At 60.3% G+C, this 18,473-nt stretch carries 28 protein-coding genes; 7 read left to right on the forward strand and 21 right to left on the reverse strand.

Going from position 1 to position 18,473, the window contains the following annotated elements; genetic code table 11:
* The first annotated feature begins 128 nt into the window (after nucleotides 1-128).
* Nucleotides 129-623, forward strand: coding sequence for a cupredoxin domain-containing protein (locus PSAKL28_RS08500; RefSeq protein WP_038608922.1), 495 nt, complete (start codon nucleotides 129-131; stop codon nucleotides 621-623).
* 67 nt (nucleotides 624-690) lie between these two features.
* Nucleotides 691-1,521 carry an NADPH-dependent 7-cyano-7-deazaguanine reductase QueF gene (gene queF / locus PSAKL28_RS08505; RefSeq protein ID WP_038608924.1) on the forward strand — a complete coding sequence of 277 codons (831 nt, stop codon included), beginning with the start codon at nucleotides 691-693 and terminating at the stop codon, nucleotides 1,519-1,521.
* Nucleotides 1,522-1,590: 69 nt separating this feature from the next.
* Here the strand turns inward: queF and PSAKL28_RS08510 are convergent, their stop codons facing one another.
* Nucleotides 1,591-1,854 carry a DUF4404 family protein gene (locus PSAKL28_RS08510; protein ID WP_038608926.1) on the reverse strand — a complete coding sequence of 88 codons (264 nt, stop codon included), beginning with the start codon at nucleotides 1,852-1,854 and terminating at the stop codon, nucleotides 1,591-1,593.
* Between the two features lie 124 nt (nucleotides 1,855-1,978).
* Nucleotides 1,979-2,545 (reverse strand): HAD superfamily inactivated hydrolase PcrP, encoded by a 567-nt coding sequence (gene pcrP / locus PSAKL28_RS08515; RefSeq protein ID WP_038608928.1) that lies wholly within the window; start codon nucleotides 2,543-2,545, stop codon nucleotides 1,979-1,981.
* A gap of 194 nt (nucleotides 2,546-2,739) precedes the next feature.
* Between pcrP and PSAKL28_RS08520 the strand changes: the two genes are divergently transcribed.
* The 3 genes from PSAKL28_RS08520 to rssC all read left to right on the forward strand — a co-directional run bounded on the left by PSAKL28_RS08520 (nucleotide 2,740) and on the right by rssC (nucleotide 5,450).
* Nucleotides 2,740-3,447 carry an MlaA family lipoprotein gene (locus PSAKL28_RS08520; RefSeq protein ID WP_038608930.1) on the forward strand — a complete coding sequence of 236 codons (708 nt, stop codon included), beginning with the start codon at nucleotides 2,740-2,742 and terminating at the stop codon, nucleotides 3,445-3,447.
* A gap of 339 nt (nucleotides 3,448-3,786) precedes the next feature.
* On the forward strand, nucleotides 3,787-4,971 hold the full coding sequence (gene rssB, locus PSAKL28_RS08525; protein ID WP_038608932.1) for a two-component system response regulator RssB: 1,185 nt from the start codon (nucleotides 3,787-3,789) through the stop codon (nucleotides 4,969-4,971).
* The gene (rssC, locus tag PSAKL28_RS08530; protein ID WP_013971741.1) at nucleotides 4,968-5,450 is read left to right on the forward strand and encodes an anti-sigma factor antagonist RssC; all 483 of its coding nucleotides are present in this window, start codon (nucleotides 4,968-4,970) and stop codon (nucleotides 5,448-5,450) included. Before rssB ends, rssC begins: the two co-directional genes overlap by 4 nt.
* A 39-nt stretch (nucleotides 5,451-5,489) precedes the next feature.
* Here rssC and PSAKL28_RS08535 read toward each other — a convergent pair whose 3' ends face one another.
* The 3 genes from PSAKL28_RS08535 to dusA all read right to left on the reverse strand — a co-directional run bounded on the left by PSAKL28_RS08535 (nucleotide 5,490) and on the right by dusA (nucleotide 9,566).
* Entirely contained in the window at nucleotides 5,490-7,394 is a 1,905-nt protein-coding gene (locus PSAKL28_RS08535; protein WP_038616347.1) for an alkaline phosphatase D family protein, read from the reverse strand.
* Nucleotides 7,395-7,541: 147 nt separating this feature from the next.
* Nucleotides 7,542-8,468: a transaldolase gene (gene tal, locus PSAKL28_RS08540; RefSeq protein WP_038608934.1), complete on the reverse strand. Its 927-nt coding sequence runs from the start codon at nucleotides 8,466-8,468 to the stop codon at nucleotides 7,542-7,544.
* A gap of 123 nt (nucleotides 8,469-8,591) precedes the next feature.
* On the reverse strand, nucleotides 8,592-9,566 hold the full coding sequence (dusA, locus tag PSAKL28_RS08545) for a tRNA dihydrouridine(20/20a) synthase DusA (RefSeq protein ID WP_174446939.1): 975 nt from the start codon (nucleotides 9,564-9,566) through the stop codon (nucleotides 8,592-8,594).
* A 136-nt stretch (nucleotides 9,567-9,702) separates the two neighbouring features.
* Between dusA and PSAKL28_RS08550 the strand changes: the two genes are divergently transcribed.
* Nucleotides 9,703-10,845 carry a tyrosine-type recombinase/integrase gene (locus PSAKL28_RS08550; protein ID WP_038608937.1) on the forward strand — a complete coding sequence of 381 codons (1,143 nt, stop codon included), beginning with the start codon at nucleotides 9,703-9,705 and terminating at the stop codon, nucleotides 10,843-10,845.
* Here the strand turns inward: PSAKL28_RS08550 and PSAKL28_RS08555 are convergent.
* The 8 genes from PSAKL28_RS08555 to PSAKL28_RS08590 all read right to left on the reverse strand — a co-directional run bounded on the left by PSAKL28_RS08555 (nucleotide 10,814) and on the right by PSAKL28_RS08590 (nucleotide 13,844).
* Entirely contained in the window at nucleotides 10,814-11,095 is a 282-nt protein-coding gene (locus PSAKL28_RS08555; protein WP_038608939.1) for a pyocin activator PrtN family protein, read from the reverse strand. The genes PSAKL28_RS08550 and PSAKL28_RS08555 overlap by 32 nt on opposite strands.
* Nucleotides 11,096-11,137: 42 nt before the next feature.
* A complete protein-coding gene (locus PSAKL28_RS08560) occupies nucleotides 11,138-11,461 on the reverse strand; it encodes a hypothetical protein (protein ID WP_038608941.1) in 324 nt (107 codons plus the stop codon).
* Between the two features lie 57 nt (nucleotides 11,462-11,518).
* The gene (locus PSAKL28_RS08565; RefSeq protein ID WP_038608943.1) at nucleotides 11,519-11,701 is read right to left on the reverse strand and encodes a Lar family restriction alleviation protein; all 183 of its coding nucleotides are present in this window, start codon (nucleotides 11,699-11,701) and stop codon (nucleotides 11,519-11,521) included.
* Between the two features lie 61 nt (nucleotides 11,702-11,762).
* A complete protein-coding gene (locus PSAKL28_RS08570) occupies nucleotides 11,763-12,014 on the reverse strand; it encodes a hypothetical protein (RefSeq protein WP_038608946.1) in 252 nt (83 codons plus the stop codon).
* Nucleotides 12,011-12,367: a hypothetical protein gene (locus PSAKL28_RS08575; RefSeq protein ID WP_038608949.1), complete on the reverse strand. Its 357-nt coding sequence runs from the start codon at nucleotides 12,365-12,367 to the stop codon at nucleotides 12,011-12,013. The genes PSAKL28_RS08570 and PSAKL28_RS08575 overlap by 4 nt, the downstream gene beginning before the upstream one ends.
* Nucleotides 12,364-12,714, reverse strand: coding sequence for a DUF4884 domain-containing protein (locus PSAKL28_RS08580; protein WP_038608956.1), 351 nt, complete (start codon nucleotides 12,712-12,714; stop codon nucleotides 12,364-12,366). Before PSAKL28_RS08580 ends, PSAKL28_RS08575 begins: the two co-directional genes overlap by 4 nt.
* Nucleotides 12,711-13,031 (reverse strand): hypothetical protein, encoded by a 321-nt coding sequence (locus PSAKL28_RS08585; protein ID WP_257011867.1) that lies wholly within the window; start codon nucleotides 13,029-13,031, stop codon nucleotides 12,711-12,713. The genes PSAKL28_RS08580 and PSAKL28_RS08585 overlap by 4 nt, the downstream gene beginning before the upstream one ends.
* An 81-nt stretch (nucleotides 13,032-13,112) precedes the next feature.
* Complete coding sequence (locus PSAKL28_RS08590) at nucleotides 13,113-13,844, reverse strand: hypothetical protein (RefSeq protein ID WP_157687009.1); 732 nt, start codon at nucleotides 13,842-13,844, stop codon at nucleotides 13,113-13,115.
* A gap of 79 nt (nucleotides 13,845-13,923) precedes the next feature.
* Between PSAKL28_RS08590 and PSAKL28_RS08595 the strand changes: the two genes are divergently transcribed.
* Nucleotides 13,924-14,112 (forward strand): hypothetical protein, encoded by a 189-nt coding sequence (locus tag PSAKL28_RS08595; RefSeq protein WP_038608961.1) that lies wholly within the window; start codon nucleotides 13,924-13,926, stop codon nucleotides 14,110-14,112.
* A gap of 5 nt (nucleotides 14,113-14,117) precedes the next feature.
* Here the strand turns inward: PSAKL28_RS08595 and PSAKL28_RS08600 are convergent, their stop codons facing one another.
* The 8 genes from PSAKL28_RS08600 to PSAKL28_RS08635 form a co-directional block, all read right to left on the reverse strand.
* Nucleotides 14,118-15,272, reverse strand: a complete 1,155-nt coding sequence (locus tag PSAKL28_RS08600) for an RNA-directed DNA polymerase (RefSeq protein WP_075226465.1) — start codon at nucleotides 15,270-15,272, stop codon at nucleotides 14,118-14,120.
* A gap of 202 nt (nucleotides 15,273-15,474) precedes the next feature.
* A complete protein-coding gene (locus PSAKL28_RS08605; RefSeq protein ID WP_038608963.1) occupies nucleotides 15,475-15,831 on the reverse strand; it encodes a four helix bundle protein in 357 nt (118 codons plus the stop codon).
* Nucleotides 15,762-16,502: a DUF1566 domain-containing protein gene (locus tag PSAKL28_RS08610; RefSeq protein ID WP_306452907.1), complete on the reverse strand. Its 741-nt coding sequence runs from the start codon at nucleotides 16,500-16,502 to the stop codon at nucleotides 15,762-15,764. The genes PSAKL28_RS08605 and PSAKL28_RS08610 overlap by 70 nt, the downstream gene beginning before the upstream one ends.
* Nucleotides 16,503-16,567: 65 nt before the next feature.
* Nucleotides 16,568-17,173: an Lcl C-terminal domain-containing protein gene (locus PSAKL28_RS08615; RefSeq protein WP_038608965.1), complete on the reverse strand. Its 606-nt coding sequence runs from the start codon at nucleotides 17,171-17,173 to the stop codon at nucleotides 16,568-16,570.
* A gap of 51 nt (nucleotides 17,174-17,224) precedes the next feature.
* Nucleotides 17,225-17,413, reverse strand: coding sequence for a hypothetical protein (locus PSAKL28_RS08620; RefSeq protein ID WP_038608968.1), 189 nt, complete (start codon nucleotides 17,411-17,413; stop codon nucleotides 17,225-17,227).
* Between the two features lie 93 nt (nucleotides 17,414-17,506).
* On the reverse strand, nucleotides 17,507-17,968 hold the full coding sequence (locus tag PSAKL28_RS08625; protein WP_038608971.1) for a hypothetical protein: 462 nt from the start codon (nucleotides 17,966-17,968) through the stop codon (nucleotides 17,507-17,509).
* Nucleotides 17,965-18,198, reverse strand: coding sequence for a hypothetical protein (locus PSAKL28_RS08630; RefSeq protein WP_038608974.1), 234 nt, complete (start codon nucleotides 18,196-18,198; stop codon nucleotides 17,965-17,967). Before PSAKL28_RS08630 ends, PSAKL28_RS08625 begins: the two co-directional genes overlap by 4 nt.
* Nucleotides 18,195-18,464: a hypothetical protein gene (locus PSAKL28_RS08635; protein ID WP_038608976.1), complete on the reverse strand. Its 270-nt coding sequence runs from the start codon at nucleotides 18,462-18,464 to the stop codon at nucleotides 18,195-18,197. Before PSAKL28_RS08635 ends, PSAKL28_RS08630 begins: the two co-directional genes overlap by 4 nt.
* Nucleotides 18,465-18,473 lie beyond the last annotated feature (9 nt).

Below are 18,473 nucleotides of genomic sequence, written 5' to 3' on the forward strand. Positions count from 1 at the left end.
CTGGTTATACCGCGCCGGAGGGGCCAGGTGGCCAAGCTGACAAAGTTGTAATGTTTTTGTCAGGTAGCTGCCAGCGCCGGTTTTCTACAGTGAAGCCTGATTCGTCGCAACCCTGGAGTGGGCCTGATATGAAACACCTTTTTTTCGCTGGCGCCCTGGCGCTGTTCAGTCTGCCTGCACTGGCTTCTCCTGCGAATTCATTTGCCTTTGGCGCGCCTGCAGCGGCTGCCAAGGCTGATCGTACCGTGGAGATCGTCATGGGCGACATGTACTACGCGCCACGCAGCTTGCAGGTCAAGGCCGGGGAAACCGTACGCTTCGTGCTGATCAACAAGGGCGCGGTGGCGCATGAGTTCAGCCTCGGCGACGCGGCCATGCATGCCAAGCATCAGAAGGAAATGATCGCCATGCAGGGGCAGATGGACCACGCGGCCATGGGCCACGGCAGCATGCAGCACGGTGCAATGATGAAACATGACGACCCCAATACGGTGATGGTTGCCCCCGGCAAGCGTGCCGAGCTGACCTGGACCTTCACTCAGACCACCCCCATCGAGTTCGCCTGCAATGTGCCGGGCCACTATCAGGCGGGTATGGTTGGGGAGCTGATCATCGGCCAATAACAGCCGATTCCCCTTTGCATGGCACAAACCGATAAACTAGGCACATTTCGTCCTTCAGGTTTGAGTCATGCATCCCGCCGCCGAACATTCCCCGCTGGGCAAGTCCAGCGAATACATCGCCACTTACACGCCATCGCTGCTGTTCCCGATTCCTCGCGCAGCCAAATGGGCTGAGCTGGGCGTCAGTGCCGAAACGCTGCCGTGGCAAGGTGTGGATTTCTGGAACTGCTTCGAGCTGTCCTGGCTGCTGCCGTCGGGTAAGCCGGTGGTGGCGATCGGCGAGTTCGCGATTCCCGCCGATTCGCCGAACATCATCGAGTCGAAGTCGTTCAAGCTGTACCTGAACTCCCTGAATCAGACCGTGTTCGAAACGCCGGCAGCGTTGCAGGCGTGCCTGGCAAAAGATCTCTCGGCCGCGGCCGGCAAACCGGTGGTCGTGCAGATTCGTAGTCTGGCCGAAGTCGAAGGGCAGGGCGTGGTTGCCTTGCCGGGCGTGTGCATTGACGACCTGGACGTCAGCATCAGCAACTACGAGCAACCGCAACCGGAGTTGCTGAGCTGTGACGCCACCCGCGTCGTCGAAGAAACCTTGCACAGCCACTTGCTCAAATCCAACTGCCCGGTCACTGGTCAACCGGATTGGGGTAGCGTTACTGTGCACTACCGTGGAGCCGCGCTGGATCACGCGAGCCTGCTGACCTACCTGATCAGCTTCCGCCAGCATGCCGATTTCCATGAGCAGTGCGTGGAGCGCATTTACCTGGACCTCAAGCGTTTGCTCAACCCTGAGTTCCTGACGGTCTATGCCCGTTATGTGCGTCGCGGCGGGCTGGATATCAACCCGTACCGCAGCACCGAAACCGTGACATTGCCGAACCTGCGCCTGGTTCGGCAGTAATTGCAATGATCGCGGGGCAAGCCCGCTCCCACAGAGCCGGTGGGAGCGGGCTTGCCCCGCGATGGCTATTCAGATACCCATACTGTGCAAGCTTACGGCCAGGCGGCGCAAGATACCGGTCAGGCTGGGGTGGTTGGCTTCAAAGGTTTCGACGGCCAGGTTGACGCTATCGACCAGGTCGTTGTCCGGGACGGTGGCTTCCAGTTCAAGCTTGGCCTCGATTTGCCGCATCAGCTCATGCAGGTGTTCGCGCTCTTCTTCTGAAAGCGGTGGGTTTTGCTCCAGTTGCTCGCGCAGCTCGTTGAGTTGCTGTTGCAGTTCGCGGGCAGGCATGGGTGATCTCCCTCTATGAATAGGCACAGTCATGGACCCCGGTAGCGGGTGAAAGGTCCATACCTTGTCTACTAGAGTAATCCACTGCGCAACGCTTTGCATGACCGGGATCAACGGCCCTGTGTCAGGGTTTTTCTCCCTTGAGGCGGCGCTGGGTGATGTCGGCCAGGCAGTCGCTCAGCGCTTCGAGATGGTCGATCACCGAATGTACGCCCAGGGCAAACAATTGCAGCGTCGCCTTGCCGCGTTTACGTTCCTGTTCCTGCGGGCTGAGCGCCTGCCACTGCTGACTATCGATCGCGCAGAGCGAGCCGCTGCTGGCAAGGCCGATAGTCCACAGGCCGGCATTGAGCCCCGACTGCAGCAGGCGTGGCTCACCGCTGACCAGCACGCAACCTTCAAGGGTGTGGGTCTTGAGCGTCATTAAGGCCTGCCAGCAGGCGTCCGGCGCCGGCCATGGCGCCGGCGCCTGATATTGCGCCTTGATCCAGGCTGGCAATGGCCTGCCAAAGTGTTCGGCGTCGGCACTGCTCAACTCGTCAACCCAGGCACAGGGCACCTGGTGCTGATTCAACCAGTCGAGTGTCCGCAGGGCGCCGGGGGTGGGTTGCGGTTTCGGGGTGATGCCCGCGTCGACGAGGCAGCCGCGCAGGCCAAACAGCAGAGCGGTGAAGACGGGGGCGTCTGGCATGGAAACATCCCTGAAATAGCTTGCACATTACGCGCGCCGTATTACACCTTGGTTACGCCATCAGCGCACCGTTGTTCACAAAATCATGACCTTGTTTATGTCAGGCTGTTCATCAGTGGAAGACCCTTTATACTTGTTTCCTTTTTAGCGTAGGACACGAGTGTCTTATGCAGTGGCCGTCGAGGAGTAACTCTATGCGTAGGATCGGTACAGACGTGATCAATCGGATGACCCGGGCCTGTGTCTGTGCCAGCCTGCTGCTGGCGCCAATGGGCGCAGCCCAGGCGGCAACCGAGGAAGATCCGTGGGAGAGCATCAACCGGCCGATCTTTACCTTCAACGACACCGTCGATACCTACGCGCTCAAGCCGCTGGCCAAGGGATACCAGGCGGTCACCCCGCAGTTCCTGGAGGATGGCATCCACAATATGTTCCTCAACCTGGGCGACGTGACCAACCTGGCCAACAACATCCTGCAGCTCAAGCCGCATGCCGCCGGGGTCGACACCGCACGCCTGATCGTCAACACCACCTTCGGTCTGGGCGGTTTCTTCGATGTCGGCACCAAGATGGGCCTGCAGCGTAATGATGAGGACTTCGGTCAGACTTTGGGTTACTGGGGTGTAGGCAGTGGTCCTTACGTGATGCTGCCATTGCTCGGCCCAAGCACCGTGCGTGACGCTATCGGCAAATACCCGGACACTTACACCGAACCCTACCGCTACATCGATCACGTGCCGACCCGCAACAGTGCGATTGCCGTGGATGTCGTCGACACCCGCGCCAGCCTGCTGTCGGCGGAAAAGCTGATCCGTGGCGACAAATACGTGTTCATTCGCAATGCTTATCTGCAGAACCGCGAGTTCAAGGTCAAGGATGGCGAAGTCAAAGACGACTTCTAATCCGTACAGCAACGAAACAGGCGGCCCTCGGGCCGCCTTTTTCATGCCGGCGATTCAGCGCATGCTGACAATGCAATGCTTCCATTAGGTTGCAGTGAAAGGGGTTTTTATAACTCTTGGTGATTTGCCCGGCAAAGAGCAGCCGCGAGCATCGGCGTACCCTTGAAACCCCCAGCGGATGGGAGTACCGTCTGCGCCTTACAGGGCACCTCTGCAAGTTGCCGGACAGCCTGTCTTGTCCTACAACTCATATAAGAGTGGCTAGAAGCGAATCCAGTACGTGTGCTCATGCCTTGTCGAGCCGCCTACGCCAACCTAATTCTGGCGCCGTTTGCCCACATGCAGAAAACCAGTGCCACGCTGCTGATAATTGATGACGACGACGTCGTACGTGCCAGTCTTGCCGCCTACCTTGAAGACAGTGGTTTCAGTGTCCTGCAAGCGAGTAATGGCCAGCAGGGCCTGCAGGTCTTCGAACAGGAACAGCCTGATCTAGTGATCTGCGATCTGCGCATGCCGCAAATGGGCGGCCTGGAGCTGATTCGCCAGGTGACCGAGCGCGCGCCCGAATTGCCGGTGATTGTGGTCTCCGGTGCCGGGGTCATGAACGATGCAGTAGAGGCGTTGCGCCTGGGTGCTGCTGACTACCTGATCAAGCCTCTGGAAGACCTTGCGGTGCTGGAACATTCGGTGCGCCGTGCGCTGGATCGTGCTCGCCTGGTGCTGGAGAACCAGCGTTACCGGGAAAAGCTCGAAACCGCCAACCGCGAGCTGGAGGCTAGCCTGCACCTGTTGCAGGAGGATCAGACAGCCGGGCGTCAGGTGCAGATGAACATGCTGCCGGAAAGTCCCTGGGTGGCCGACGAGCTGTCGTTCGAGCACCAGATCATTCCGTCGCTGTACCTGTCGGGCGACTTTGCCGACTATTTCCGGGTCGACGAGCGACGCATCGCCTTCTACCTGGCGGACGTTTCCGGTCATGGCGCTTCATCGGCGTTCGTCACGGTGTTGCTGAAGTTCATGACCACCCGGCTGCTGTTTGAATTCAAACGCAATTCCAGGCTGCGCGATTTCAAGCCCTCGGAAGTGCTCGGCCACATCAACCGCGGCCTGATCAACTGCAAGCTGGGCAAGCATGTGACCATGGTCGGCGGGGTGATTGACGAAGACACCGGGCTGATGACCTACAGCATTGGTGGCCACTTGCCGTTGCCGGTGCTGTATACCCCGGGCCAGAGCCGTTATCTGGAGGGCCGCGGGTTGCCGGTCGGACTGTTTGAAGAGGCGACCTACCAGGATCATGTTCTGGAGTTGCCACCACAGTTCAGCCTGACCTTGCTCTCTGATGGCATTCTGGACCTTTTGCCTGGGAGTACACTCAAAGATAAAGAGGCGGCCTTGCCTGAAATCGTCAAGGCCGCGGGTGGCAGCCTGGATGGGCTGCGCCAACGATTCGGATTGGCTACGCTTGGGGAGATGCCGGATGATATCGCCCTATTGGTGTTGAGCAGGAACCTTCAATGAGTACGGGAAGAATCCAGTTCGCCGAACAGAGCGGCACCTTCGTTCTGAAGTTTGTCGGCGAAGTGCGCCTGACCTTGTGTTCGGCGCTGGATGCGACTATTGAAAAGATCTTCACGGCGCTGAATTTCTCGGCGATCGTCATTGATCTGACTGAAACCGAAAGCATCGACAGTACCACCTTGGGCTTGCTGGCCAAGCTCTCGATCCTGTCACGCCAGAAGGTCGGGCTGTTGCCGACAGTGGTGACCACCAACCCGGACATCTCGCGGTTGTTGCAATCGATGGGCTTCGACCAGGTGTTCAACATCGTTGACCGGCCGATTCCATGCCCCGAGTGCCTGACTGATCTACCTTCCCAAGACCAGAACGAAGACGTGGTGCGCTCGAAGGTACTGGAGGCGCACAAGATCCTCATGGGCCTGAACGATTCCAATCGCGAAGCCTTCCACGACCTGGTCAACGCCCTCGAGCGCACTTGATCCGGCTCTCAGGCGCCTCGCGGCGCCTGCGCTTACTGACTAATCTGTTGTCCTGGGTGGAAACTCGGTCGGCGCCGCGCCGTTGGCGTTGAGCTGGAAAATCCGCTGGGGTTGTCCCTGTTCATTGAAAAACACCTGGCCCAGGCCTGCGCTGTTCCACAGTCGCTCACCGGCCTTGCTGTGGCTCGGTGTGCGGGGGATTACCTCCATCTGGCGGCGCTTGGTAAACCAGTTGAGCGGTGAGCGGGGCGAATACAGCCAACGGTTAAGGCGGTCGAAGGTGTCCAGCAGACGCCTCGGGAATTCGTTCTTGATGCCACTGCTGGTGATCTGCCACAGGTGCGGACTACGCTGGCGATGTCGGATCAGTACCTCGTAGACAAACGAATAGTGCACATCGCCGGAGAGAACCACGTAATGCCCTGGTGTTCGCGAGTGTCGGAAGATGTTCAGGATTACCTGCGCCGCACCACGATGGGCCATCCAGTTTTCAGCATCGACCAACAGGGGGTAGCCCAGCCAGCTGAACACCCGTTGCACGGTCTCAATCAATTTGACGCCGAAGATCGGGGCAGGCGACACGATGATGGCTGAGGGGTGATCTAGCAGGGCCTGTTGCAGCTCGCTCAGGGCTTCCCAGTCGAGCAGGCCGGACGGCTTGTTAAAGTTGCTTTCGCTGCGCCAGCGACGTGTCCGGGTGTCGAGGACCAGCAGCGGCGGGTTGCTTGGCAGTACAAACTGCCAGCCCTGAAAGCGCAGCACTTCATCGATCAGCTCATCCTGTAACGCGGCATCCAGGCGCTGGTCGGTCAGGGCGCTATGGCTCAGTGCCTGGCATTTGTGCACCAGCGCGCGACAGCTGTCGGGATCATTGCCCCAGCCCTGGCACAGCAGGTAGGCAAGCAAGGCATTGCCAATGATGCGCCTGGAAAAGGGATGGCCGTAGGCGGTTTCTTCCCACTGTGCAGACAGGTTCCAGTCGTCGGTGATGTCGTGATCGTCGAAGATCATCAGGCTAGGCACATGGGCCAGCACCCGGGCGACGCCGCCCAGACCGCTAACAAACGCGTGGATCAGCTGTTGTTCCTGACGGTAGCGGTCCTGGCGCTGAGCGGTAAGTGCGGATGGCATTTGCGGGTCGATCAGCGACCAGGGTACCGGCGACCAGACCAACAGGTACATGGCCATGACCTCGGCAAAGGTCACCAGGTGATTATCGGCATTGCTGCTGGTGAAGATCGGCTTGCGCGCGCCGCCGAAGAAGCGCTCACGCAGGGTTTCATTGTTTTCCAGTGCCGGTAGCAGATCTGCGCGATGGTAATAACTGGCCGGGTGCTGGTAGAGCGCCGTGCCGTTATCGACCACCGCACCCTCCAGCGCCTCGTCAAACAATCCCAGGCGTTCGATCAGCGCATGTATCGCGCGCAGCATCGGCCCGGCGACATCGTCGGCGTAGACCTGATCGCCGCTCATCATCAACAGGGCGGGGCGCGCCTTGGGGTCGCTGCATTCCATCAGCAGGCGATCGGCGCAGAGCAGGCCGTCGGCGGCCGGATGATGAGGCTTACGGCAAGAGCCGTGAAGCAGTTGCTCAAGGCGTGAATGCAGGACAAAACTGGGTTGCCGGGCGCCGTCGTAGAGCAGGTGTGGCGCCCATTGGGCGATGCCCTGAGCACCGTAAACGGTTTGCAGGATCAGGTCATAGTCGATTTGCACATCGCAGGGCAGGGGGCTGTCGAGGCGGATGTCGATCAGGTGCACGAAAGCCTGGCGGCCGATGGCGATGACCTGGCAATCGAGGTCGGGCGTGATGCCCGGGCAGTGCAGTGACAGGGTCGGGTGCAACACTTGCGAGCCGACCAGCCAGAACACCATTCGCGTAGGTTCCAGGCGGCGCAGCACAGGGCCGGCCAATACTGCGGGCAATGCGGAAGGTTCAGGCATCAACATCTCTGGAAGCGCAATAGAAAGCATCGCGGGTCAAGCCCGCTCCTACTGTGGGAGCGGGCTTGACCCGTGATGAGGCCTCAAGGCCGCAAAAAAGCAAGGATACTCAGCATTCCCCGCCTCAGTAGCAAATGCGGTTTTGTATCAAGCCTTTGCCGCGAGCAACGCCTCAAGTTTTTCCTGATCCCGAGCGAACTGGCGAATCCCCTCGGCCAGTTTCTCGGTGGCCATGGCATCTTCGTTCGAGGCCCAGCGGAACTGTGCTTCGTTCAGTTGCTGACGGGCTTCGCCCGCGTTGCCCGGCTTGAGGATACGTGGCAGCTCGCCCTGGTCATCACTCAACTGCAGTAGCAGCTCGGGGCTGATGGTCAGGCGGTCGCAGCCCGCCAGTTGTTCGATCTGGCCGATATTACGGAAGCTCGCGCCCATGACCACGGTGTTGTAACCGTTGGCCTTGTAGTAGTTGTAAATCCGCGTGACCGATTGCACGCCCGGGTCTTCGGCGCCGACGTATTCCTTGCCGGTGGATTTTTTGTACCAGTCGTAGATACGGCCTACGAACGGCGAAATCAGGAATACCCCCGCGTCGGCACAGGCCTGGGCCTGGGCAAAGGAGAACAGCAGGGTCAGGTTGGTCTGGATGCCTTCCTTTTCCAGCACTTCGGCAGCGCGGATGCCTTCCCAGGTCGAGGCAAGTTTGATCAGCACGCGATCGCGACCGATACCAGCTTGCTCATAGAGCGCGATCAACTGCCGGGCCTTGGCCAGCAGCGCGGGTTGGTCGAAGGACAAACGCGCATCGACCTCGGTGGAGATACGCCCCGGAATCACCTTGAGAATGCCGGCACCCACCGCTACGGCAAAGGCGTCACAGGCAAGGCCGACATCGCCTTTGCTATGTTCGAGCGATTGCTTGAGCAACTCGGCATAACCGGGCATGGCCGCAGCTTTGAGCAGCAGGGAAGGGTTGGTGGTGGCATCGACCGGTTTCAGGCGGCTGATGGCATCGATATCACCGGTGTCGGCAACCACAGTGGTGAACTGCTTGAGTTGTTCCAGCTTGGAGGTCATGGGCGTGCTCTGTCCTGTGCGATGGATCGACATTACCCGAGCGTTGCCAGCCGCTCAAGGGCTGACTGACAAGCAGGGCGAAGGGATAAACCTTCGAGTGTCCAGGTGCGCACAGGTTCCGAGCTAGCGACCCTGAAGCAGTTCGCCGGCCTGATCGAGCAGGGCCAGCGGATCCTTGCTCTTGTGAATGTCCACCGAGAGCAACTGACGGAACTTGCGCGCCCCCGGGAAGCCCTGGCCGAGGCCGAGGATGTGGCGGGTGACGTGATGCATGGCGCCGCCGTCAGCCAGGTGTGCGGCGATATAAGGGCGCAGCTTGGCCAGTGCTTCACTGCGGCTGATCACCGGCGCCTGGCTGCCGAACAATTGCTGGTCGACCTCGGCCAGCACATAGGGGTTGTGGTACGCCTCGCGTCCGAGCATCACGCCGTCGAACGTCTGCAGGTGTTCCTGGCACTCGGCCAGGGTCTTGATGCCACCGTTGAGGATGATCTCCAGCTCCGGGAAATCCGCCTTCAATTGCGCTGCTACGTCGTAACGCAGGGGTGGAATCTCGCGGTTCTCCTTCGGCGACAAACCTTCAAGGATCGCAATGCGTGCATGCACGGTAAAACTGCGGCAGCCGGCATCACGCACCTGGCCGACAAAATCGCACAGCTCGGCGTAGCTGTCGCGGCCATTGATGCCGATACGGTGTTTGACCGTCACCGGGATCTGCACCGCATCCTGCATCGCTTTGACACAATCACCGACCAGTGCCGGATGGCCCATCAGGCAGGCGCCGATCATGTTGTTCTGCACCCGGTCGCTCGGGCAGCCAACGTTGAGATTGACCTCATCGTAGCCGGCGCCCTGGGCCAGCTTTGCGCAAGCGGCGAGATCCGCCGGCACGCTGCCGCCCAGTTGCAAGGCAAGCGGATGCTCGGCTTCGTCATGACGCAGGAAGCGCTCGGCGTCGCCATGCAGGAGGGCGCCGGTAGTGACCATTTCGGTGTAGAGCAGGGCGTTGCTGGAAAGGAGGCGTAGGAAGAAGCGGCAATGGCGATCAGTCCAATCCATCATCGGCGCAACAGAAAACCTCCTAACTACCGGATTCATTGGGTTTACTAGGTTTTCTGTGTGTTTCGGGTGCATTTCAATTCTCTTGTTTACTACCTTTTCCCACCATTTTTGCTTATTTGCTTTACCTCGTTGCTACAATGTAGCAACTCAAATCAGCCGTGTAGCAAAATTCATGGGATCCATCACACTCAGAAAGCGCAAGGACGGCTCTGCCGCGTATACCGCGCAGATCCGAATTATGAAGAAGGGTGAGACAGTCTATCAGGAAAGTCAGACCTTCGATCGCAAGACCACCGCTCAGGCATGGATCAGAAAGCGCGAGGCTGAGTTGCATGAGCCGGGCGCGATTGAGAAGGCCAATCGAGACGGCGTGACGGTCAGGGAGATGATTGAGCGGTACCTTGACCAGTACGAGAAGCTCAGACCGCTGGGTAAGACTAAGCGCGCGACTCTGAATGCCATCAAGGAAACGTGGCTTGGTGACATCGTTGACACGGACCTGACCAGCCAGAAGCTGGTGGAATACGCCCTGGGCCGGATGGAGAAAGACGGTATTCAGGCGCAGACCGTGGGCAATGACCTGGCTCACCTCGGCGCCGTGCTATCTGTGGCCCGACCAGCCTGGGGCTATGACGTCGACCCGAACGCGATGCCTGACGCACGGAAGGTGCTGCGCAAGATGGGAGCGGTTAGCAAGAGCCGCGAGCGCAACCGTCGACCAACGCTCGACGAGCTGGATCGAATCCTGAAGTACTTCGCCGAGATGCGCGACCGTCGAAAGCAAGAGATAGATATGGTCCGGGTGGTGGTCTTCGCGCTGTTCTCCACGCGCCGCCAGGAAGAAATCACGCGGATACGCTGGGATGCGCTCAATGACAAAGAGCAGTCGGCTTTGATCACCGACATGAAAAACCCGGGCCAGAAGCACGGCAACGACGTGTGGTGCCACATGCCCGACGAGGCCTGGAACATCATGCAGTCCATGCCGAAAGTCGCAGCTGAGGCCTTCCCGTACAACTCACGATCAGTGTCGGCAGCATTCACTAGGGCGTGTAACTTCCTCGAAATTGATGACCTGCACTTTCACGACCTCCGCCACGATGGCGTCAGCCGGCTATTCGAAATGGGGTGGGATATCCCGAAGGTGGCCTCTGTTTCCGGTCACCGGGATTGGAACTCGATGAGGCGCTATACGCACCTGCGGGGGAATGGCGATCCATATAAAGGGTGGGAGTGGATCGAGAAGGTGATATCGGGCCCCGTAATCGAGGCCCAGAGGAGGATCAAGAGACGCGTCGAAGACCGCGACCCATGAGCTTGTCGTGCTCGGTCTTAGCCTTGGCATGCTGTGCGTCCAGGTAGGCGGCCAGGTCATTCAGGTGTACCCCGCGCGCTGACTTCTGGCTCGCCTCCATGCAGATGAGCGGTAGGTTTATCTCGCCCCTGGCTACCTTGCCTTTCATCTTCTCTGGGGTGAGGTGGCTGAAGTAGTCGAGGCACACGCGATCGAGCGGGATGATTGCCTGGCCACCGTATTGGGCCATGAGCAGGAAATGGGTGTTCATATGGTTCTCCACGCCGCGTATGGCGGCAGGGGTGGGGAGGGGTTAATCGACCTGGTAATAGACGTAGCAGTCGACGCCCTGGGTCTTGAGGGATTCGTGCATGGCGCGAACGCCGGCACTGCGCCGGTTGCCGATACCTGGCCACGGGGTGTCAAGGTGAATACCTTGCTGGTGATAGCGGCTTTTCTTCTGCACATAACCGGGCAGGGTGGGCAACTGGCTTGCGCGCAGGCCCGGTACCGGGATTACGACGCGATCGAGGTTGGCGCTGCCGCCATCGTTGTTGCAGGCCGCTGCCGCAACCTTGCCTGCCTCGATGGCGACCTTGACCTTCTCCGGCAGGCTGGCCAGCTCTTCTTTCGTCATGGCAATAGCTCTCCATGCCCGCCTACCGGCAGGCTTGAGTTGTTGTAGGGGGAGGGGTTAGGGCTTCGGCGCGGGCTTAAGCTTGTTCCAGTGCCGCCAGATGTTCTCCTCGGGCACCTTCTTCTGGAGGGTGAAGTCGCAGTCGTTGCAGATCACCCAGCTGAGGCTGAGGCTTGAGCTGCTGTCGATCTCCAGGTTGTCGCTGCTGCATTGAGGGCACGGTTTCAGTTCGTCACTCATGACCTCGGCCCCTTCCAGATCATCCAGGCCATATAGAGCGGGGCGGCGATAGGTAGGAGGATCATGGCGTCACCTCTCGCTTTACATCCAAACGCTGCTCACGCATGAAACTAGCCATGTCGCCCATCTGCTGGACAATTGCATCCTCCTCGGCAGCGATTGACGACGATATTTCCCCCTTTCTCCTGATGCAGTGCCGACAGTCCACGCGGGACCAGTCGCCAGACAAGTTGCTGGCCTCGCCAAGCCAAGTTCCGCAGACGGCCTGCTCTTCAGAATCATCCTGTGGGTGCGGGGAGTAATGGGTCTTCATGGCGCCACCCCCTCGGCAGGAAGTAGCTGTGCCGCCATCTCAGCAGCGAGGCCGACAGGCCACCAGTAGCGCGGGCGGTGGTACTCGGGGTAGCTGGACTCGCGCAGGACAAGGCCTTTCCGCTCCAGAGCCTTGAATGTGCTGAGCACAGATGCAGCTGAGAGGTCGAGGCGGGCGCCCACCTGGTAGCTCAGCCCTCCAAGCCCAAAGGCACAGGCCTGATCGCCCCGGGCCAGCTTCTTGCAGTCTTGCTCGTACAGGTACGGGGTTTTCTCCCGGTACCGAAGTACGTTTGCGCGGGACACTTCACGCAGAGCACCGAGGATGCGCCGCTGATTGTCGGTCAGTTTCACAGCTGATACCTCTCTTCATTCCAGCGCACTGGCGCCATTGCTGGGATAGGGGTGTTGTCTTGTTCGTGCGGGGAGAGCTGGCGCTCAGCGTGGTGAGCACCGCCAGTTATCCCTTTTTGAGGGTCGCAACCCTTTCCGCAGTCCTCGCTCCAGGCCATAGTGCCCGAGCAGTTCGTGAAGTACTTGTTGCCGCCGCTGTCGAGAAAGCGGTAAACGGTGCAGCCTTCAACGGTGAAAAGCTTGTCGACCTGGTAGTCACCAGCTGCAACGGTTGCGGCTGGTTTTTCAGGCTCACTGCAGCCGGTCAGGGTGGCCAGCAGCAGGAGGCAGAGGGCGAGGCGGGTCATGGCTTGAACTCGACTGCAGGCGTGATCTTGCGGGCGTAGTCCAGAAGGTCCCGCGACCAGTCCTGACCAACACCATCGTCGAAGGCGAACAACATTCCTCCTAGGGCCCTGCGAAGGTTCTGCAGATCAGTGACGATCGTTGCGATCACGGCAGGGTCAGCCAGTGACACGTATCGCTCGTCAGTTCGGGGCAGGTCGGCGTCTTCGACCATCCCTTTCCAGCCGTGAGAGCGGATCACGTTATCGGCAGCGGCTTTGGCGGCGACGTGCAGGGCATCCAGGTCGATTGAGTCGAGGGCAATCTTTTCAACAGGCACGATTGTTCCTTGGCCGCCATATAGCGGCTATTCAATAGAGGGGAGAGGGGTTAAATCAGAAAGAGTACAAGTGTACTCTTGTCAGGGTGCGGCTGAAGTGATGGCCTTGTATTCGGCCAGCAGGTCCTCGGGCACGCCCGATTCGGTGCAGTACTCGACGAAACGATCCATCCACGACTTCTGCGTGGTCATCTGGGTGCGAAGGCGCTCCGCTTCATCCTCAAGTTGGATGATTTGGTGTGCACTGTACCGGCACAATTCCAATTCTCCGGCTGCTGCCGGATCAACATCGAAATGCTGGCGAAGTTCGTCCTCTTTCCAGTGGCTGCCGTAATCTCCGGTGTCGGCGATGGCGTGACTGCCGATGAATTCGTCCAGACCAGTCTCAGCTTCAAGGTCGAGGATCATCTCGACTGCCTCGGCTCGACCTTGGGCGCGTGCAACCAGGACTTGCTGCTTCAACTGTTCAACCTCGCTATCCCGCGCAGCAAACGCCTTGGCACCCTGGTCGGCCATGTCACCGGCGCTGAAGCCGTCGGCGGTTGGTGGGTGGCGGTAGACAGGACTTACCTCGATGCCTTCCGCCCTGAGGTCGTGCGCATGATCTGGGCAGGCGGTGTATTCCTTCCCGCCTTCGTAGGTCCAGCCCACCGGCTCGCCCTGATTCTGGGCTGCTGGCTGGTCGAGGAGGGTGCGCATCTTTGAACGAGCCTTGGTTAGAGAGATGTCCCAGTCCTCAGCCAATGACACGGCCAAGTTCCAGGGCACGCTGACCATCTGTTCGGTGTTGCTGGATCGGTTTTCTGTGGGCATGGGTATACCTCGCCGGAGTGGCGCTAGTTGGTGAAGTGGTCTATCACTTGAAGTCCGATACGACCTGATGGAGGTCGCCATGACATTGCAAAGCGATACCGAAGCCCTTGCCTCGATCGAGGAAGAGGCAGAAGCAATGCTGAAGAAGATCGGGCTTCCGGACGACCAGCTGAAGAAAGAGGTGGTCATCTGCCTGCGTCAGATCATTGCCATCGCCCGGTACAGGTCAGGCCTGGGATTGGGTGAGGGTGCGCCGCGCATTGGGTGATAGCGCTATCGTTTCGGGTAGGTCTGCGTCAGCGCGCCGTTGACCACATGCCCGCGGCGCAACACCAGCTTGGCAAGCTCCGCCCGGTCCTTCTGGCTGTGGCTGGCCTGGGTGAGCAGGCCGAAGTAGCTGTTGGCGGTCTCGCGGAGCTGCTCGGCTGGCGCTGCAGCGGCGCGCTTCATGGCCTGGGCCACTGACCGCTTCCGAGTTGTGCGCCGCCACGGCTTGATCACATGTCCGACGAAGTCAACGCCCCGGTCAATCGGCTGCAGGATGGTCTTCTTCGGGTTTAGTCGGGCGCCGAGCTTCGGCAGGAAGGCTTCGATCTCGGCCTTCCAGGCGTTCAGTTGCTGCGACGATTCATGCAGCAGCACGAAGTCGTCGACATAGCGCACGTAGTGTTTGACCCCGAGCCGGTGCTTGCAGAACTGGTCGAGGGCGTCGAGGTAGACATTGGCGAAGAACTGCGACGACAGGTTGCCGATCGGCAGTCCCAGGTGCGCAGGCTGCGCGGTCAGGCGCTTGTGCTGCGGCACCCGGTTGAACAGGTGCGCCGGGCTGCGGATCTGGTAGTTCTCGCGGGGATCATGCATCAGCAGCTGCAGGCCCAGGGCCTGCCACCATGGCTCAGCGAGCCTGGCCGACAACTGGCTGGCCAGCACGCGCTTGTCGATGGCGACGAAGAAGTTGGCCAGGTCGCACTTCAGGTAGAAGGCAGGCTTCGACCAGTTTTGCGTCTGGCTGCGGATCTTCGCCTCAAGGCGCTTTGCGGCGTACAGCGTGCCGCGCTCTCGGATACAGGCGCAACTGTCCGCTATGAAGCTGCGCTCGATGCCGGGGCCGATGTGGTTGTACAGCAGGTGGTGCACGATGCGGTCGCGGAAGTCGGCGGCCCACACCTCGCGGGGCTTGGGCCGGGTGACCACGAAGCAGATAGAGCGGCCTGGCCGGTATTGGCCGGTGACTAGGTCGCGATGGAGCGCCGTCAGGTTCTGCTCCAGAGCCATTTCGAAAGCCAGCGCGCTGGCGCTGTTGCGTTTGGAGCGCCGGCAGTCGTAATAAGCTTGGACCAGATCGCTGAACGGGTAGGGCGTTGAAGCTGCGGACGGGGCGGACGCGGAGCTCGTTGTTCTTGTCGTTGTTGTTCTGATTGCCATCATCGAAGTTCATGTTGAATGCGTTGTTGGCGGAGCGCTGCGACCTGTCGTGCTATCTACGTCGGCCCGCCGAATCTTCAGCGAGCAAACTGCGCTGGACCTACACGGACGCTTTAGACCGGCGGTATCCAGGGTGCGCATGGCGGTGACCAAAGGTCAGCGGCACGACCAGGTTCAATTCGCACAGACCAGAAAGCCGTAACTCTCAGGTAGCGGGCGCGGTTGGGGTGGAGCGTTTCCAGGCGTTGGCCTGCTTGCCGATAGAAGTGGTGATCTCCATCGTTTTGGCGTGCTGCGGCACGCTGATGAATCGACTTTCCTTGAACAGCCGCATCAGGAATTCGATCACCTGGACCTTCTCGACCAGTCGTGTCAGGTGCGGGCGCTTGTCCTGCGTGGCATTGGCCCGGGCGATGAGCATCAGCACATCGATGCATTCATCGATAACCCGCTTGCCGAGTGATTGCTTCAGGTCGCGCGGAATGTTCCGAGTCAGGTTCGTGGCCATTTGCAGCAGGCCAAGCGAAGACTTGTAGATCGATAGATCGGTGTGCATTGCCACAACAGTGCTCCTCCTTGAGCAACCGGCCGCGAGCGGCCGGATTGAATAAGCGAATTAATCGATAAGCGACCTGCGGACGGGGCGGACGCGGAGCTCGTCGCCCTCTTGCCGAGGTCGTCCTGATAGCCATCACCGAAGTACAAGTAGAATGCGCTGCCGGCGGAGCGCTGCGAAGATGACCAGTACCAGCGCGCCTGGAAGGCTTCAGGTTCGCCCTCGGCAAAGCCCGGCACCTGGGTCTTGGCTGGCGACTCTTCGGTATACAGCAGGCCCACCGGCAGGCTGTTGGGGTTGTCGCCGTCACGGTTCCAGCAGTAGTTCTCACGGCTGGTCGGCTTGAAGTGGCGGTACTGCAGCTCCTGCACGTCGCGGGCTGGGATTGCCCAGTCAGTGAAGCCGCCGACTTCCAGGGCCAGAACCTGCTGTGCCAGCTCGCTGCCGGACGCGGCCATGGCCTCCGTGTTGGCGCGGCTATCGGTGAAGCTGTCGGCGCCGTCGATCTTGACGCCGCATTCACCCCACTCACCGACCAGCTCATGCTCGGCACCGGCGGTGATGTTGGCGTAGCGCTGACCGTTCTCGACGGTGATGCCGGAGAAGAAGCCGCCACCGAAGGGCTCGCCGATCTCGGGAAACTGAATTGCAGGTGCCACTTTCTCTACTGCGCTCATGTGTTGCTCCTTTCTGAAGGCAACAAAAAAGGCGCTGATGCGCCCCTGTTCGAATGAATGAAGGATTAAATGAATAACCTGCGGACGGGGCGGACGCGGAGCTCGCTGTACTTGACGATGCTGTCCTGAAAGCCAGCAACGAAGGTCATGAAGAACGCGCCGTAGGCGGAGCGCTGCGAACTCGACCAGTAGTAGCAGTCCTGGGCGAACACCTCAGGGCAGTTCACCCAGCCCTGGCAGAGCTCGGCTGCTGCGGGCAGATAGAAGTCATGGTGACCATCAGCCTGGTGCTCGGCGCAGGCATTGGCGGCCGGGTGTTCGGTTTCTTCGTTACACAGCCATTCGGTATTGGCCTTGCCGTCGGTCTTGCTGGTCGCCTTCGACTCTTCCCGGTAGCCGCCCCAGGCGCGGTCGCCGATGTCCTTGGCGGCGATGATCAGGTAGTGCTCCGGCACGTCTCCGCGAGCAGCAACCAGGCCGGCGTTGATGCCACCCTGGCCCGGCCATGGCTGGCCGACAGCAGGGATGCCAGTCTGAACAATCGGCTGAACATTGGCCGCTGGCGGCAGCGCCTGAGCAAACACGCTGGCGATTGCCAGCTTCGCCAAGGATGCTGACGGCATTTTGATCGTGGTGTCACCGTGCTTCAGGGTGATCATTTCTGGTTTCATGATTGTTCCTCAGGGTGGTGCCGCCCTCCGTGGCCGGGCGCGGCATGGTGGTTACTTGAGGATTGCGCTGGCGCAGGCCTGTATTTCGATCCAGAGCGCCGACGAAGGCCGTGCCTCGTACTTGACGAGAGCCTTGGCGATGCGCACGGCCAGATCTTCCTTGCTACCGGTTGGCATTGGCGGCGATTGATGGGCAACTTGGATAGGCAGGTCGAACTGGCCCGGAAGGTCGACTCTCATGCGTCGCGTCTCCTCGCTCTTTTGCAAGCCCGCTGGGCGGCAGATTGATGTGTTGTTGTCGGCGACCGTGCCGGACGCGGTTAGAAATGCGCTTCATGCAGCGACCTTCTGCTGTCGCCAGGCACCGACGGCCTCGAGCACTGCAGCGGCCTGAGCCTCTTCAAGCGTCAGGTCTGCGGGAATAGCGATCCAGCCGGAAGCCACGACATGCTGGGGATTGCACTGAGCGCGCAGGTCCGTGTAGGTGGCCTCGATTACGTCGGTGAGGTGCGACGCCAGATAATTGCCCTGGGGCGCCACCTCGACGGACTTGCAGTACTGCTCGCCGCTGGTGCCAACGCACATCACGCTCAGGTAGATGGTCCAGCGGTGAGGGATATCGCACACCGCGTCGACGATCTGGCGGCTCCGGATGCGGCTGCAATTCTTCCAGTTGACCAGGCACTGCTGGCCGCTTGGGTCGATGTTCACCACTGCCACATGGTTGGTACCCAGCAGTGCCCGGCAGGCACGCTCGATCCGGGCTCGCATGTTGTGCGGTTTGCGCTTGCTCATAGATCCTCCGCGAGCTTCCGCAGGACGGCGCGCTCTGCAGTGCTTGGCCGGCGGCGCCGACGCTTCAGGATGGTTTCGGGGTCGACCTTCGCGGATCGTGCTGGCAGGGGAGTGCGCTGGTAACCAGCAACCTCAGTGGCTTGGCCACCGGCGGCGAAGAACTTGTCGATGTCCGCGTTCAGCTGCTCAAGCACCTGGATGCGCGGGTCTGGGATGGGGTCGCCGATCATTGCCGCCCGACCAGCTTGCGCGTTGCAGCTGCCTCCATCGCGTCGACGAACTGTTGAGCAGCCAGATAGCTACCGCAAAACCCGCAAGTCTTGCCGGTCTTCCTATCGATGATGTGCCACATATTGCCTTTGTTGACGGCCTGGAAGCGCGGCGCCGATGCCGGAGCGGATAGCCCGATCTTGGCGTAGAAGTCGGCCGTGGCGAGAGTGGCGCGGGCGCGCAGATCGGCCAGGCCATCCCGGCGAGCTTGGATAGCTGAGTGCATATTGAAGTC

This window comes from Pseudomonas alkylphenolica (assembly GCF_000746525.1).
GTDB lineage: Bacteria > Pseudomonadota > Gammaproteobacteria > Pseudomonadales > Pseudomonadaceae > Aquipseudomonas > Aquipseudomonas alkylphenolica.